Consider the following 16,099-nt stretch of genomic DNA (forward strand, 5'->3'; position numbering starts at 1 on the left):
AAGGTTCGAAGTACCGGCGGCATGGACGTCTGCCGTGCCGCCGCGCCTGGTGGGGGAGGCTTAGTCGAGAACGCCTGGATCGCGCCGGATTTCCTCGCGAGCCATGGCTTCCCAAAGGAATGGAAAGCCATTGGCATCGGTGCGCGCTCCGGTGGCGAGCGCGACGCTGGCGGGCAAGGGTGCGCCACCGCCGAGCGCTTCGACATGCCAGGCCAGGCGGCTGCGCCACTCCAGGGTGATGGCGCGCAAATGTGCCTGGCGAATGCCGTTGGCCACCACCAGCACGCCGTGGTTGGCGAGCAACGCCCATTTTTGCGCACCGAGCGCGTCCACGACGGCGCGGCCTCGCTCGGTGTCTTCGACGGTGCCCTGATACTCGTCATAGAGCACCGGGTCCGTGTCGACAAGAGCGGACGTCTGGTCATAGATCGGTGGAACACGCCCGGCTGCCGACCACACCGATCCCCACTGCGGATGGTTGTGGATCACTACGCCGACATCATGCCGGGCAGTGTGCACATCAATGTGCAGGTTGATGGCCGGGGTGATGTTCCACTGCCCTTCGATCACCTTGCCTTGCTGGTCAAGGCGCACGATATCCGAGGCGGTCACTTCACCCCAGGTCAGTTCCCAGGGGTTGGCCAGGTAGGTGCCGTCGTCCTGGCGAACGGTGATGTGGCCGGCGATGTGGTCGTTATAGCCTTCGCGATACAACACCCGACACAGCAACGCCACGCTCTGCTGGGGTGACAACGGGGGCAGCAGCGCATGGCGACCTGGCTTGGGCGCGTAGCGGGCCAGCAAATCCTTGTTCAGCGTATCCATCAACATGACTGTTTCCTCTTGAGCGACTGGCAATGAATTACCCGTGGAAAGACCCGCGAGCGAATACCGAGGTGCGCTGCATGCGCCGTTGGTGCGGTTGATAGTCCAGGATGGCGTTGTGGAGCACGCTGCGGTTGTCCCAGAGCACCATGTCGCCGACGCGCCAGCGATGGCGGAAACCGAATTGCACGTGTTGGCAATGCGCATGCAGGTAGGCAAGGATGGCGTCGCCCTCGGGGACCGCCAGGCCGTCGATGTGGGTGGTGTAGGTGGGGCTCAGGTACAGCGCCTTGCGACCTGTCTGCGGGTGTTGAATGACCAGCGGATGCAGGTGCCGCCGGTTGGCCTTGACGACCTCGACATAGCGCTCGTGCGTGACCACGTTCTGCCGCAGCGCGGTCGTCATGGGGCCGTTCATGTCGTGCCAGGCGCTGAGGCCTTCGAGGTAGTGCTTCATGCGCTCGGACAGCGCGTCGTAGGCCGTGGTCATGCTGATCCAGCAGGTGTCGCCGCCACAGGGCGGCAGGATCTGCGCGTGAGTCATGGTGACAATCGGCGGGCTGGGCAGGAAGCTCTCGTCGTGGTGCCACATATCCGCTCGATCGCCCAACTTGGAGTCGATCACGGTGATCTGCTCAAAGCCCTCACCCAGGTTAGGGTAGAAGGTGTGTACCTCCGGCTCACCGAAATACCGCGCAATCGCCAGATGTTGCTCGGGTTTAAGCCCCGGGACGTGCAGTACCAAGGCTTCATGTTTGATGAGTGCGGCCTCGAGCGCCGCCAGCGTTTCTGGCAAAACGACTGAAGCCGGATCCAGCTCAAGCACTTCGGCACCCAGGCTGGGGCCAAGGGGCCGGACGGTGAAAGATGAAGACATGGGCAATCTCCCGGTAGGGTTTGAACAAGGCGCATCACTACGCGTTTGGACGATGTCTGATCGACGAAAACGATCATACTCAGGTCGCGAAAGCTCGAATATTCGCATTCCAGAAGCGCCTAAAAACTCAACCAACTAATTGATTTAATTGATAAATATTTAATTTTTAGGACCGCGAGAAATACACCACTCGGATTCCCATGAACAAGAAAGGCGTTGAAACCAGGATGGCCCCACAGTCTTCGCCGGAGCAGCTTCCCGCGTTACGCAAACGTCCGACCCAGTCACGCTCTCGCGCCCTGGTCGATGCCGTGGAGCAGGCGTGCCTGCGGATTCTGGACGAGGCCGGCGAGCAGGCGCTGACCGTCGCCCGCATCGCGGAAGTATCTGGAGTTGCCGTTGGCTCGATCTACCAATATTTCCCCAACAAGGACGCGATCGTCGCCCTGCTCTACGAGCGTGTTCTCGACGAGGAATCGGAGGAGCTGCTGAGGGTGCGCGAACGGCTGGTGGGCGTGCCCTTAAAATCAGCACTGCGCGAGATCCTGGCCAACATCATTCGTGTCGAAACACGCCTGTTCAAATTGAACAAGGCCTTTCACTTGCGTTACCACTGCGCCCTTCACCTGGGAATGTGGCGCGGCCCTTACCGCACGACAGGTGAATTCATCGAAGCGACCTGGCTGCCGCTCCTGCATCTGTACGAACATGAGATCACCACGCAGCACCCCGCCCTGTCGGCTTATTTGCTTGGGCAGGGACTGCGCAGTGTCATCCGCTCGGTATTGGAGGATATGCCGGCACAGCTGGAAGATCCGGCCTTACTCGACAGCCTGGTTGCCATGGCTATCGGTTGCCTGCGTCCATCCGCACTCGGCTGACGCAACCACGAACCCTACGAAGTCCGGTAATCAACCTGATGCCGCGCGATACGTGAGTTCCCCAACTCCCCTTTCACCCGCAGATGCTCGGGATGGGAGGCGTAGGCTTCCAGGGCTTCCCGGGAAGCGAATTCACTGTAGAGCACCACATCGCACGCATAGTCGATACGACTGAAATCCACACCCACCTCGATTTTCAGAAGTCCGGGGATCAGCCCGGCAAGTCCTTCGAAACGCTCCTTGAGGAACAGGCAGGCCTGCTTGTGTTCCTCGGCCGTCTTGCCCTCCACCTTCCACATCACGATGTGCTTGATCATCGCGAACTCCCCGCCGTGTCGGTCATGCCTGCCATATCAAACCTTGCTCTTCTGATAAACATCCACAAATACCGCCGCCAGCAACACGGCGCCCTTGATCATCTGCTGATAGTCGATACCGATGCCCATGATCGACATGCCGTTGTTGAGTACACCCATGATGAAGGCGCCGATCACCACGCCGACGACCTTGCCAACCCCGCCAGACGCCGAGGCGCCGCCGATGAACACCGCCGCGATCACATCCAGTTCGAAGCCGGAGCCCCCGCGTGGTGTAGCACTGTTGAGGCGGGCAACGAAAATCAGACCCGCCACTGCTGCAAGCACGCCCATGTTGACGAAGGCAAAGAAGGTCACCCGCGACGTGTTGATCCCGGACAACTTGGCGGCTTTCAGATTGCCGCCCACGGCGTAGATCCAGCGACCGATCACGGTACGGTTCATGATGAAGGTGTACACGCCGATCAACACACTCATGATCACCAGCACCGTGGGGATGCCGCGATACGTCGAGAGCAGGTAGCAGAAGTACACGATGAGCGCCGTGATCACGCCATTTTTCAGCGCGAACAGGGCCATGGGGGCGACGTTGCCGCCGCTCTTGTGCGTGCGTCTGCGACTACGGTATTCGACGACCCAGAACGCGGCGGCGACGGCGATGCCCACCAGCAGGGAGGTAATGCGCAGGTGTTCATGGGCGAAGATGTCGGGGATGAAGCCCGAGCTGATCGCTGAAAAGGCCGGTGGGAACGGACCGATCGACTGCCCCTGGGAGATCGCGATGGTCGCGCCACGAAAGATCAGCATGCCCGCCAGGGTGACGATGAATGACGGCATGCCCCAGACCGCGACCCAATAGCCCTGCGCCGCGCCAATCAGCGCGCCGGTGGCCAGGCAGATGATCGTGACGGTGAAGAAGTCCATTCGATACTGGACCATCAGCACGGCAGCAATCGCTCCGATCACGCCGACCACCGAACCGACCGACAGATCGATGTGACCGCAGACGATCACCATCAACATGCCCAGCGCCATGACCACGATGTAGCTGTTCTGCAACAACAGGTTGGTCAGGTTGAGCGGCTGCATCAGCGCCCCGCCGGTGGCCACCTGGAAGAACACCATGATGACGATCAACGAGGCCAGAAGACCGTATTCCCGAGCGCCACGCTTGATTGACGTGAGCGCCGTTGGTTTGGATGTGAGAGGTACGCTGACTTCGCTCACTGGATCACCTCATTTTTCATGATTGCGTGCATGATTTTTTCCTGCGATGCCTGTGCGATCGGAAACTCGCCGACAAAGCGCCCTTCGTTCATCACATAAATCCGGTCACAGGTCCCCAGCAGCTCGGGCATCTCCGAGGAGATCATCACGACCCCCCTGCCCTCGCTGACGACTTGATTGACCACGCCGTAAATCTCGTACTTGGCCCCCACATCGATGCCGCGGGTGGGCTCGTCGAGAATCAACACCTTGGGATCGGAAAACAGCCACTTGCCCAGCACGACCTTCTGCTGGTTACCACCCGAGAGCTTGTCCACCGACTGCAATACATCCGGGGTGCGAATGCGCAGGCGCGCCTGGTAGTCGACGGCCACTTTGGTCTCGGCCAGTTCGTTCATCACCCAGCGTTTGGACACGGCGGCCAGGTTGGCCATGCTGGTGTTGCGCGTGATGCTCTCGCCCAACACCAGGCCCGCACCCTTGCGGTCTTCGGTGGCGTACGCCAGCCCTTGATCGATGGCCTTGCGCACCGTGCCGAGGTCGACTTCCCGTCCCTCCAGGCGAGCCTTGCCGCGAATGTTGGTGCCGTAGGTGCGGCCAAACACACTCATGGCGAATTCGGTACGGCCTGAGCCCATCAACCCCGCGATGCCGACCACCTCGCCACGCCGCACATGGAAATTGATATTGCGAATGCGGTCACGACCAGGACGCTCGGGGTCGCCCACCGACCAGCCCTCGACCTCGAACAGCGTGTCGCCGATCTCGCTGACGCGGGACGGGTAGCGATCCGACAACTCGCGACCGACCATGGAGCGGATGACCCGAGCTTCATCGATGGGCTCGGCGCGGCAGTCGATGACGTCGACGGTACTGCCGTCGCGAATCACCGTGATCTCGTCGGCCACGCGGCCAATCTCGTTGAGCTTGTGCGAAATGATGATCGAGGTAATGCCACGCCCCTTGAGTTCAAGCATCAGCTTGAGCAAGGTGTCGCTGTCTTTTTCGTTGAGGCTGGCGGTGGGCTCGTCAAGGATCAGCAGTCGCACGTCCTTGGCCAGCGCCTTGGCGATTTCCACCATTTGCTGCTGGCCGATGCCGAGTTTGCCCACCAGGGTCTGGGGGCTTGCATCAAGGCCGACACGAGCGAGCAAATCACGGGCTCGCCGGTGCGCCTGGTTCCAGTCGATTACGCCATGCCGGGCGATCTCATTGCCGAGAAACAGGTTCTCGGTGATCGACAGCATTGGCACCAGTGCCAGCTCCTGGTGAATGATGCAAATGCCCAGTGCCTCACTGTCGCGCAACCCCTGGAAGGTTCTTGGCGAACCATCGAAGACAATTTCACCGGCGTAGCTGCCATGGGGATAGACGCCGCTGAGGATCTTCATCAGGGTCGATTTACCGGCACCGTTTTCACCGCAGATCGCATGGATTTCACCATCGCCGACCTTGAGGTTGACCCGGCTGAGCGCCTTCACAGGGCCGAAGCTCTTCTGGATATCACGCATATCGAGAATGGTTTTTGTCATTTTCTCTCTCCTGCCAGCACGCACCCATCACGGTTCGCCTTAGCGCAACTGCTCCGAGGTGTAGAACTTGGTGTCGTCCACCAGGACTTTCTGCCAGTTGTTGCCATCGACCAGTTGTGGCGTGAGCAGTTGGGTCGGCACGATCATCACGCCGTTGTCGTAGGACGTGGAGTCATTGACCACCACCGTCTTGCCGCTCAAGCTGGCGTCCATCATCTGCGCAGCGGCCTCGGCGAGGGCGCGGGTGTCCTTGAAGATGGTCGAGGATTGATCGCCGCGAATGATCGACTTGATGCTGGCCACCTCGGCGTCCTGCCCGGTGACGATCGGCATGGCTGCCTTGCCCGTGCCGTAACCCACGCCGCGCAATGAAGACACCACGCCGGTTGCGATCTGGTCGTTCATCGCCAGCACGGCGTCCAGGTGGGCGGTGCCGTAAAAGGCGCTGAGCAGGTTATCCATGCGCGCCTGGGCCTGGGCGCCATCCCAGTTGGGTGTCGCGACCTTTTCCATGGCCTGCTGGCCGCTACGAATCACCAGTTTGCCGCTGTCGATGTAGGGCTTGAGCTGCGACATCACGCCCGCGTACACCACATGGGCATTGTTGTCGTCGGTGGAGCCGGCGAAGATTTCCAGGTTGAACGGACCCTTGCCCTGCTGCAGTTGCAACTTGTCGACGATGGACTGGCCTTGCAGCACACCGGTGCGGTAGTTGTCGAAGGTGACGTAGTAGTCGAAGTCCTTGGTGCTGCGGATCAGCCGGTCATAGGAAATGACCTTGATGCCTTTTTCCTTGGCCTGCTTGAGCACATCGGCCATGGTCGTGCCATCGATCGGCGCGACGATCAGCCCCGTGATGCCCTTGACCATCATGTTTTCGATTTGCGACAGCTGGGTCGGTGCTTCGTATTGGGCGTACTGCAGGTCGGTGTCGTAGCCGAGCTTCTTCAACGAGTCGACGATACTGCTGCCGTCCGACACCCAGCGTGCTTCGGTTTTCGAGGGCATGGCCACGCCAATGGTGCCCTTGGTGCTGGTCGCGCTTTTATCGCAGGCACTGACGGCCAGTCCCAACAGTATTGCGCCGGCAATCTTGATGATCGTGTGCATGGTGACCTCTTTTTCTTGTTGTGGGCATTTCTCGGGATGCAGGTCCCCTTCCGACCCTGAAAACAGAGTCGGCCGGGGTATTCATTTACGGGATGCGTGAAGCCGATTACCTGGCCAGGAGGACTTCCTGGCCGTTCAACTCAGCGGACTCGAACAGCGCTTCGAGAATCACGTTGATGTTGTGCGCCTGGGTGGCGGGCACGGTCGAAGGGCTGCCGGTACGCAACGACTGGACGAAAGCTGCGGCTTCGCGATCGAAATACACCGGGTTGCCGATCTCGGCGATCTCCGGGGAATAGACCGTTTTGCGCACCGCCCAGATCTCTGGAAAGCTGTTCTCGTTCCAGTGGGTCCAGCCTTGCTGATGGCCGTTCTTGCCATCGTGATAAAGCTTGTACGACGCCGGCATCGGCGTGGAGTGCATCACCCCGTGGGTGCCGTAGGCCGTGATGTCCCAGCTCTCGGTCCAGGGCATCGGATCCCAGGACATGAAGTCGATGGTGATCAACTTGTCATCGTAGTTGAGGACCGCGCCCACGGCGTCTTCGCGCGCCGAATCGCTCATCTGCCCGGCGAATTTGGTGATCCGCGCATTGACCGATTTGGGCATGCCGAAGTGCAGCAACAAACGGTCGATGGTGTGGCAGCCAATCACGTAGAAGGCACCACCGCGGTCGCCCGGTTGTTTCATGTGGTTGGTGTCGGCCTCATCGTGGGAACAGCCGGCATGGGCGCGAACCTGCAGGACCTTGCCGATCTCACCGCTCTGCAGCACTTGCTGCATCTTTTCCACCGACGGCGCGTAACGCCAGCAATAGCCCACCTGGAACAACCCGCCGGTGCGCTCGACCGCTTCGACGATACGGGTGGTATCGATCGTGCCGCGACCCGCCGGCTTCTCGCAGAGCACGGCTTTGCCGGCTTCCAGGGCTTCGATGGCCCAGTCGGCCATCAGGTAGCTTTTTGGGTGCACCAGTACGACGTGCACGTTCGGGTCGGCGAGGATTTCTTCCTTGCTGCGCGCCTGCAAACCCAGTGCATCGCAGAAGGGCTCAAGCAACGGACTGTCGTCGTAGGCACCCAGGAACTGCGCGCCCGGTATGCGCTTGAACGCTTTGACGCGGCCCGACGTGTGTGGGTGGGTGATCCCCAGGCAGGCCACACCGATGGTGGCGCCACTCTCAAGCTGATAGGACATGTTGTTCTCCCGATGTTCTTGTCCGAAGTAGCGAGTAACGTTCGGCTCAGAGCCGGACCGCGCGCCCGGTCTTGACCGACTCGACAGCGGCGTCGGCCAGTTTCAGCGCCTTGAGGCCATCCTGTACGGTGGTCGGCATTGGGCTGCCTTTGACCAGCGCATCGATGTAGGCATCCAGTTCGGCCTTGTAGGCTTGCTGGTAGCGCTCGAGGAAGAAGTTCAGCAACGGCTCGCGAGCGTCGGTAACGTCCTGGCTCCAGCGACGGATGGTGGTCGGGCGCAGGTTGTCCATTTGCAGCATGCCTTTGGAGCCGAACACCTCGATGCGCTGGTCGTAGCCATAGACCGCCTGGCGGCAATTATTGATGTGGCACTGTTTGCCCGATGCAGTCTGCATCTGCACCATCGCGGTGTCGTAGTCGTCGTACTTTTCCATCATCTGCGGGTCGATCAGGCGGCTGCCGATGGCGGTCAGTTCCACCGGTTCCTCGCCCAGCAGCCAACGGCCGATGTCCAGGTCATGGATGGTCATGTCGCGGAAGATGCCGCCGGAATGTTCAATATAGCCTTCTGGCGCCAGGCCCGGGTCGCGACTGCTGATGATCACCTGGCGCACCTCACCGATATCGCCGGCTTCAATCGCCGCGCGCATTTCTGCGAAGGTGGTCTCGAAGCGGCGGTTGAACGCGAGCATCACCCGGCCGTTGAGGCGCTCCACTTCTTCCACCGCGGCCAGGCTCTTGGCCATGTCCAGATCGATCGGCTTCTCGCACAGCACCGCCTTGCCCTGGCGCACGGCGCGCAGCATCAGGCTGATATGAGTGTGGGTCGGGGTGCCGATGACGATGGCCTGGACGTCGTCGCGATCGATCGCCGCTTCGCAGTCGGTCATGGCGTCAGCGCCGAGTGCACCCGCCAATTGCTCAGCGGCATTGCCGAACGGGTCGGCTACCACCACCAGTTTTGCGAACGGGCTGGCCGCGACGTTGGCTGCGTGAATCTTGCCGATACGGCCGGCGCCGAGAACTGCGATACCTACCATTGTCTCTCTCCTGAAAACTCTATTGTTCGTTGTTGTGTACGAGCAAAATTGGCGTGTTTATCCGGTGCATCAGTTCGGGAACTTGATCCCTTCGAACTGCGCGATGGTTGTTTCAAAGGCTCGCTTGGCGGCGACTTCCAGCGGCAGCTTGCGCAACTCGGCGGAGATCAGCTCGACGCCCCAGGGCCCGTCGTAGCCGACGTTGACCACTTGCTGGATGAAGTCCGGCACGTCCAGCTGGCCTTCGCCGCACAATTTGCGGTGGTGCGTGGAGTCGTTGAACAGGGTTTCGACGATGGCGTGGTTGGCGTCATCCAGCTCGATGGACTTGATCAACTCCAGCGGGATCTTGGCGATTTCATCAAAGCTCATGCCGCCGCGCGCCACATGCCAGGTGTCGACCAGCAGGCCGCCGTTAGGACGTACGCCTTCGGCCACGGCAATCGCGAGGTCGATGGTGCGCACGCTGGAAAACGGCAGGAACTCGATCACCACGTTGACGCCGAAGGGTTGGGCGCGGTCGCACAACAGGCCAAAGGTTTCACGCATGCGCGGTACATCGGGCAGGCCGTCTTCGAACAGGCCGCCGGCTACCTTGAGGCTGCGCGCACCGAGTTCGCCAGCGACTTCCAGCAGTTCATCGCGGATCTTGTCCGAGGCCGCGCGGCGCTCTCCGTCCAGGTGCCAGTCAGTCAGGAACTCCACTTCCAGGTGCTTGATGCCGTTGTCCTGGAAGATGTTACGCATGGTGGAGATGCCCAGTTTCTCAACGTTGTGCAGGATGTCGGCATGCACCAGGCCCATGCCGCGCCAGCCGGCTTTCGATGCCGCTTCGGCACGCGCTTGCAAGGAGAACGGACTGATCTCGCTGGGGGCGCCAGGGTATGTGTCGCCAGCGAGGGTCCAGTAGGCGGCAAGCAGTTCAATACTTTTATTTGGCATGACGATCACTTATGAGTGAGTGGTTTCAGGACGGTCGCTAACAGTTTTTTGTTCAGGCCGGGGTCAGGACAAAGTCCCAATTCACCGCCAGGAACGGCACCTGCAAGTCATAGCGCTGCGCAACGTGCGGGTCGGTTTGGGTGGTGAACTCGGCGATCAGTTCTTTCTTCACGCCGAACACGGTGTCCTCGTGCAAGTACGGGCAGTCGGGGGTGAAAATGTGCGTGATGACCTGGTCGTAACCTTCGGCAGTCACGATGAAATGCAAATGCGCGGCCCGGTTGGGGTGGCGGCCCAGATCACCCAGCAACTTGCCCACGGGGCCATCGGCGGGAATCGGGTAATGACGCGGCTTGACCGTGCGGAACGCGTAGTAGCCGTCGGCATCGGTGGTGAACAGGCCGCGCAGGTTGTAATCCGGTTGTACGCCTTTTTGCTGCACGTCATAGAAACCGTCGTCGTTGGTTTGCCAGATGTCCAGGGTTGCACCGGCAATCGGCCGACCGGCCGTGTCCAGCACCCGACCGCTGACCAGCGTTGGCTCGCCCTTGCCATCCAGGCAGATGTTCGCGCCGTTCTCATAGCGCGGCGCATCGGCCACGTAGAAAGGGCCAAGGATCGTGTTAGGCGTGGCGCCCTTGGGCCGGCGATGGTTGATCGCATCCACCAGCATGGTTGCACCCAGCACGTCCGACAGCAGGATGTATTCCTGGCGCCAGTCGGTGCACATCTGCCCGGTTTGGGTCAGGAACTCGATAGCCTTGAACCACTCATCGTGCGTCGGCTCGATTTCCTTGATGGCCGCGTGCAGATGCCGGGTGAGTACCGACATGATCTCAACCAGCCGTGGATTGGCGTCGGCCGAGTTGCGGGCATTGACGATCTCGGCGGAGTGTTCCTCTTCGAAAAGGCCGCCGATGGCGATGTCGGTATCCAGATGAGCAGTCATGACGTGAGGTCCTTGTTTCATTGTTCTTGAAGGCCGGCAGGCTGTTCAGGTTTGACTGCCGGCAAGCGCTGGTCGTTCTCAATAGGCCTGGGCGTCGGCAGCACGCCATTTACGACCGTTGAAGCGTTGCTTCATCTGCTGCTCGATCTCTTCCAGGGTCAGCCCTTTGGTTTCCGGCAACCACAGCGTGCAGAAGACGATCGAGCCGATGTTCACCACCGCAAAGAGGAAGAAGGTCATACCGCCCATCACGCTCAGCAGCACCGGGAAAACGAAGGCGACGATGGCGTTGAAAATCCAGAATACGCTCACTGAAATGCCATTCATCAAGCCACGGGCGTGGGTCGGGAACAGTTCCGACATCAGCAGCCAGTAGACCGGGCCGATGCACATCTGCATGAAGAACAGGAACACCAGCACACCAGACAGCGCCAGGTAGCTTTGCACCAGCGAGTGCGGCATGAAGTTGAGCACCACACCGAGGAAGATCTGCGCCAGCACCACCACGGTCAGCCCCAACAACAGCATCGAACGCCGACCCATGCGGTTGATCACCCACATGCCGATCAGGGTGGCGATCACCGAGATCACGCCGTTGCCAATGGTGGCGATCAGCGCGGCATTGATGCCCATCCCGGTCTCCTTGAGGATCATCGGCGTGTAATACATGAACGCGTTGACACCGGTGAACTGGATCACGAAACCAAGGCCGATACCAATGGCGAGCAACTTGAGCAGCCAGGGTTCATTGAGCGTGGCGAGCACACTTGAATGGCGCTGTTCGACCTTGCACTGGGAGATGATTTCCTTCAGCTCGCGGTCGGCCTCGCGTTGCGTGTCACGAATACCGGCCAGGACCGTCTTGGCCTCGGCAACACGGCCTTTGCTGACCAGCCAGCGTGGCGAAGTGGGGACGAAATGCATGCCAACGTACAGCAGCGCCGCGGGTATCAAGGCGATCGCCAGCATGTAGCGCCAGATGGTCGGGCTATCGAACAGGTGTGCCAGCCCGGCACTGGCGATGTAGGCCAGGCATTGACCGGAGACGATCATCAATTCGCTCTGGCACACCAGCCGTCCGCGATGCTTGGGCGCCGCCAGCTCGGCGATCAGCACCGGCACGGTGGACGATGCACCGCCGACGGCGATACCGAGAATGAAGCGGGTGACGACCATGGACCACATGTCCGGGGCCAGCGCGGTGCCCAGGGCACCCAATGCAAACAACAGGGCCAAGGCCTTGAGTACGCCGAGACGACCATAACGGTCGGATAACTGACCGGCGAACAGTGCACCCACTGCGCCGCCGAATATCAGGGAAGACGCCACCAGACCTTCCGAGACCGGGGTCAGGCCCAGGCCGCCCTGGCTGGCATCCAGCGACATGAAGGGCAATGCACCGGAGATGACACCGGTGTCGTAACCGAAACCCAATGACCCCATGGTGGTGATGGCTGCGATACGCCAGAGAATTTTCGACGACGCACTACCGGCAGTTCGACTGTTGGACATGAGGTCAACCTTTATTGAAGTTATGTGTGCACTCAGTGGGAATGAGACTACTGCCATTGAATCGGAAGAAAAACGTTCATATGGCAAATGTGTTTTCCGGCTGGTGGAAAACTGCGGCTAGCGCGTCCAGTAGCGCTCATATTCATGCTCGGCAAAATCGGCGAGCAAGAAGTCGATGAACACCCGCAGCTTGGTCGGCATGTAGCGCCGGCTCTGAAACGCCATGTTGATCGTCAAGCGAGGTAGGTCCCACTCATCCAGCACCGGGATCAAGCGCCCCGCCACCAGGTCGGCGTTGATGATGTACTTGGGCTGCACCAGGATGCCGCCATGCGCCAGCGCCGCTGCCCGAACGATCTGCCCGTCGTTGGTTTCCAGGATGGGATCGACCTTGATCGCGACTTCTTCGTCGCCTTTGGTGAAACGCATGACCCGCGGCTGGTTGGCATGGCTGTAGATCAACAGGTCATGGTTGACCAGGTCATCAATGGTTTTGGGCGTGCCCTTGCGCTGCAAGTAGCCGGGTGATGCGGCCAGGACCCTGCGGGTTTCCGCGAGCCGGCGGATGGTGATGTTGGAGTCTGGCTCGTATTCCTTGGTCCTGATCGCCAGGTCGATTTCGCTATCGATGATGTCGTAATAGCGGTTTTCGCCCAGCACCTTGACGGTGATATGCGGGTACTTCTTGCGAAACGCCGGGATCAGCGGCGCGATATGCAGCATGCAGAATGAGATCGACGAGGTGATGGTCAGGGTGCCGACCGGCTGTACCAGGGATTCGGTGAGCGAAGCCTCGGCTTCCTTGAGCTCGCCGAGCAAGCTCTTGCAACTCGTATAGAACTGATGGCCCGAATGGGTCAGCGCCAGCCGGCGAGTGTTGCGATCGATCAACCTCACGTTCAGTCGTTGCTCCAGCGCCACCAGGTGTCGACTCGCCGCCGCATTGGACAAGCCGAGGAATTCGGCGGCCTTGCTCAAGGTGCCCAACTCGGCCGTCGTTACAAAAAGCTCCAGTTCGGTTAGCCGATCCATCGCGTGCTCCGTCTTTTAGTTTTTCATATATGAAATAAAGAATTTCTTTATCGGACTTTTTTTGCGCTGTTTGGAACTATAACGTGCAGTGCCATAGCCTGAACAGATCGGTTGGCGGTGTAGCCGCGAGTGCCGGCAGGGCGTGAAAAAATCTGAAGAATTCGGGAGTCACGATGCGCAATCTGGACGAAGCCTCCATCACCCAAGCCGTATTGGCGCGTAACAGTGGTGCCACGGACGCGCGCTTGTGTGAAGTCATGACCAGCCTCGTGCAGCACCTGCATGCCTTTGCTCGTGACATCAAACTGACGGAAAAAGAGTGGCAACAGGGAATGGCGTTTCTGGCCCAGGCGGGCAAGGTCAGCTCTGCGGATCGCCAGGAATTCGTGCTCCTTTCCCACACCTTGGGGCTGTCGACCCTGGTGCTGGCGCAGAACGACAGGAAGCCCGCCGGCTGCACCGAAGCCACAACCCTCCCTGTGCTGGAGGCGCCGGCCGCGACGATCCACGATCTGGGCGCCGATATAAACACCGGACACGTCGGGCCCAGGCTGCATGTGCGCGGGGTGATTCATGACGTCAAGGGCAATCCCGTTCCCGGTGCCACGCTGCGGATATCTACGGCAGGCGGCGCCCAGGACGGTGGCCATGCCTTGATTCAAGCCGATCAGACCGGGGGCTACCATTTCTGGACCGTCGTGCCCGATGGCCAGCCCATCCTTGACGACGGGCCTGTCGGTCACATGCTGACATCGCTCAATCGCCATGCATGGCGCCCGGCCCACTTGCAGTTCGACATCAGCGCAACAGGCTTCCAGCGCTTGAACACCCAGGTGTTTCGCGAAGGCGACCCGTATCTGGATTCGGACGCGGTATTTGGCGTGCGCCCTTCATTGATTGCGCAATGGCTCCGGCAAGAACCCGGCCAGGCCCCGGACGGCACGTTAATCAGCGAAGCGTTCCATACCTTGGCGTTCGACTTTGTCCTGACCGAAGCTCGAGGGGCCCATGAATAACGACAGTACTGTCATCAAGGAACTTGAGGCGCAACGTTACCTGGCCATGCGCCAAGGTGACTTGCCAGCCTTTGAAAGGCTGTCCCACCCGCAGTTGACCTACGTCCACTCCAACGGCGTCCAGGACAGTTTGAGCAGTTACCTGAGCAAATGCCGTGACGGTCTCTACGTCTATCACCGCATCGACCACCTGATTCATCAAGTTCGGTGTTCAGGCGATACCGCCCTCGTCTTTGGAGAAATGTCAGCCGACATCACGTCCCATGGCGTCGCCAAAACCATTCACAACCGCACGCTGACGGTCTGGGTGAAGGCCGGCCTGCAATGGCAGTTTTTCGCTTATCACCCCACGCCCATGGCCAAACCTTCAGCGCTCTAACTGCCCCCGGAGAACCGCCCCATGTCCACCCTACCCTTCATCTATAACGGCCAACCGTCGCGCGTCATTTTCGGCAAGGGCTCGCTGCAACAACTGGAAGCGGAAATCGATCGGTTGGGCGCCAAACGGGCACTGGTACTGTGCACCCCGGAACAGCGTTCCCAGGCTGAGCACATCGCGCAATTGCTGGGCAGTCGTGCCGCCGATATTTTCGACAAGGCCGTCATGCATGTGCCCATCGAAACCGCCCGCGAGGCTCGCGAAGTCGCACGCAAACTGGGTGCCGATTGTGCAGTCGCCATTGGCGGTGGCTCGACCACAGGTTTGGGCAAGGCCATCGCCATGGACTCGGGCCTGCCGATCCTGGCGATCCCGACCACCTACGCCGGCTCCGAAATGACACCGGTATTCGGCCTGACCGAAAACGGCCTCAAGCGCACCGGCAAAGACCCACGCGTACTGCCCAAAACCGTGATCTATGACCCTGAGCTCAGCGTCAGCCTGCCCCTGGATATGTCCATCACCAGTGGCATGAACGCCATCGCCCACGCCGCCGAAGGTTTGTACGCCCAGGATGGCAACCCGGTCATGTCGCTGATGGCCGAAGAAGGCATCCGTGCACTGGCCGAAGGCATGAAAAAAATCCATCAGAGCCCATCCGACATCGATGCTCGCGGCGATTGCCTGTACGGCGCCTGGCTATGCGGCACGGTGCTTGGCAATGTCGGCATGGCCCTGCACCACAAGCTGTGCCACACCCTGGGCGGCAGCTTCAATTTGCCCCATGCACAAACCCACACCATCGTGCTGCCCCACGCCATCGCCTACAACCAGCCCGCCGCGCCGGCACTGTCGCGCATCAGCCGGGCGCTGAACGTGGATGATTGCAGTCCCGCCGCTGCGCTGTTCGATCTTTCCAGTTCGCTGGGTGCACCGACCCGGCTCAAGGACCTGGGCCTGACCGAGGCGGATCTGGATCGCGCCACTGACATCGCACTGTCCAACCCTTACTGGAATCCGCGGCCTATCGAAGCAACGGCAATCCGTCAGTTGCTGCAAGACGCTTTTGACGGCGTTCGCCCGCAGTGACCTGAGGAAAGAACGCAGAGGGGCATAATCACTTTAGGTTGTTGGCTGCAGGTGTATGTTTGGAATGGGTGTATATCCATTCCTGCGGTAACGGCCACCTAGGGTTTCGCCCTTACGGCGAGTCACTTGGAAAAACGGAACGCCGCCCGGCCCTAAGTAACCAAGGGCTCT

Annotated in this window: 16 protein-coding genes; 4 read left to right on the forward strand and 12 right to left on the reverse strand. The window is 60.3% G+C overall.

What is annotated here, in order from left to right; all coding sequences use genetic code 11:
* Positions 1-60 precede the first annotated feature (60 nt).
* Both PMI35_RS04655 and PMI35_RS04650 read right to left on the reverse strand, forming a co-directional pair.
* On the reverse strand, positions 61-831 hold the full coding sequence (locus PMI35_RS04655) for a class II aldolase/adducin family protein (protein ID WP_008064869.1): 771 nt from the start codon (positions 829-831) through the stop codon (positions 61-63).
* Between the two features lie 31 nt (positions 832-862).
* Entirely contained in the window at positions 863-1,702 is an 840-nt protein-coding gene (locus PMI35_RS04650; RefSeq protein WP_008064871.1) for a TauD/TfdA dioxygenase family protein, read from the reverse strand.
* A 200-nt stretch (positions 1,703-1,902) separates the two neighbouring features.
* Here PMI35_RS04650 and PMI35_RS04645 point away from each other — a divergent pair, with 200 nt between their 5' ends.
* Complete coding sequence (locus PMI35_RS04645) at positions 1,903-2,583, forward strand: TetR/AcrR family transcriptional regulator (protein ID WP_008064873.1); 681 nt, start codon at positions 1,903-1,905, stop codon at positions 2,581-2,583.
* A 14-nt stretch (positions 2,584-2,597) separates the two neighbouring features.
* On the opposite strand, the gene PMI35_RS04640 is transcribed toward PMI35_RS04645, so the two are convergent.
* The 10 genes from PMI35_RS04640 to PMI35_RS04595 all read right to left on the reverse strand — a co-directional run bounded on the left by PMI35_RS04640 (position 2,598) and on the right by PMI35_RS04595 (position 13,444).
* The gene (locus PMI35_RS04640) at positions 2,598-2,900 is read right to left on the reverse strand and encodes a Dabb family protein (protein WP_008064876.1); all 303 of its coding nucleotides are present in this window, start codon (positions 2,898-2,900) and stop codon (positions 2,598-2,600) included.
* A 36-nt stretch (positions 2,901-2,936) separates the two neighbouring features.
* A complete protein-coding gene (gene mmsB / locus PMI35_RS04635) occupies positions 2,937-4,127 on the reverse strand; it encodes a multiple monosaccharide ABC transporter permease (RefSeq protein ID WP_008064878.1) in 1,191 nt (396 codons plus the stop codon).
* On the reverse strand, positions 4,124-5,659 hold the full coding sequence (gene mmsA / locus PMI35_RS04630) for a multiple monosaccharide ABC transporter ATP-binding protein (protein WP_008064881.1): 1,536 nt from the start codon (positions 5,657-5,659) through the stop codon (positions 4,124-4,126). Before mmsA ends, mmsB begins: the two co-directional genes overlap by 4 nt.
* A gap of 39 nt (positions 5,660-5,698) precedes the next feature.
* A complete protein-coding gene (gene chvE / locus PMI35_RS04625; RefSeq protein ID WP_008064890.1) occupies positions 5,699-6,769 on the reverse strand; it encodes a multiple monosaccharide ABC transporter substrate-binding protein in 1,071 nt (356 codons plus the stop codon).
* Between the two features lie 106 nt (positions 6,770-6,875).
* A complete protein-coding gene (locus tag PMI35_RS04620; protein WP_008064892.1) occupies positions 6,876-7,967 on the reverse strand; it encodes a Gfo/Idh/MocA family protein in 1,092 nt (363 codons plus the stop codon).
* A 46-nt stretch (positions 7,968-8,013) separates the two neighbouring features.
* Positions 8,014-9,009: an inositol 2-dehydrogenase gene (gene iolG / locus PMI35_RS04615; RefSeq protein ID WP_008064894.1), complete on the reverse strand. Its 996-nt coding sequence runs from the start codon at positions 9,007-9,009 to the stop codon at positions 8,014-8,016.
* Positions 9,010-9,078: 69 nt separating this feature from the next.
* A complete protein-coding gene (locus tag PMI35_RS04610) occupies positions 9,079-9,951 on the reverse strand; it encodes a sugar phosphate isomerase/epimerase family protein (RefSeq protein ID WP_008064900.1) in 873 nt (290 codons plus the stop codon).
* 52 nt (positions 9,952-10,003) lie between these two features.
* Complete coding sequence (locus PMI35_RS04605) at positions 10,004-10,900, reverse strand: intradiol ring-cleavage dioxygenase (RefSeq protein WP_008064902.1); 897 nt, start codon at positions 10,898-10,900, stop codon at positions 10,004-10,006.
* A 78-nt stretch (positions 10,901-10,978) separates the two neighbouring features.
* Positions 10,979-12,412 (reverse strand): sugar porter family MFS transporter, encoded by a 1,434-nt coding sequence (locus PMI35_RS04600; RefSeq protein WP_008064905.1) that lies wholly within the window; start codon positions 12,410-12,412, stop codon positions 10,979-10,981.
* Between the two features lie 117 nt (positions 12,413-12,529).
* The gene (locus PMI35_RS04595; RefSeq protein ID WP_008064907.1) at positions 12,530-13,444 is read right to left on the reverse strand and encodes a LysR family transcriptional regulator; all 915 of its coding nucleotides are present in this window, start codon (positions 13,442-13,444) and stop codon (positions 12,530-12,532) included.
* Positions 13,445-13,617: 173 nt separating this feature from the next.
* Here PMI35_RS04595 and PMI35_RS04590 point away from each other — a divergent pair, with 173 nt between their 5' ends.
* From PMI35_RS04590 to PMI35_RS04580, 3 genes are read left to right on the forward strand one after another with little or no spacing between them, the layout of a single operon-like run.
* Positions 13,618-14,460, forward strand: a complete 843-nt coding sequence (locus PMI35_RS04590) for a dioxygenase family protein (RefSeq protein WP_008064908.1) — start codon at positions 13,618-13,620, stop codon at positions 14,458-14,460.
* The gene (locus PMI35_RS04585) at positions 14,453-14,839 is read left to right on the forward strand and encodes a nuclear transport factor 2 family protein (RefSeq protein WP_008064910.1); all 387 of its coding nucleotides are present in this window, start codon (positions 14,453-14,455) and stop codon (positions 14,837-14,839) included. Before PMI35_RS04590 ends, PMI35_RS04585 begins: the two co-directional genes overlap by 8 nt.
* Before the next feature lie 21 nt (positions 14,840-14,860).
* Entirely contained in the window at positions 14,861-15,928 is a 1,068-nt protein-coding gene (locus PMI35_RS04580) for a maleylacetate reductase (RefSeq protein WP_008064911.1), read from the forward strand.
* The last annotated feature ends 171 nt before the right edge of the window (positions 15,929-16,099 follow it).

This window comes from Pseudomonas sp. GM78 (genome assembly GCF_000282475.1).
In the GTDB taxonomy this organism is placed as follows: Bacteria; Pseudomonadota; Gammaproteobacteria; order Pseudomonadales; family Pseudomonadaceae; genus Aquipseudomonas.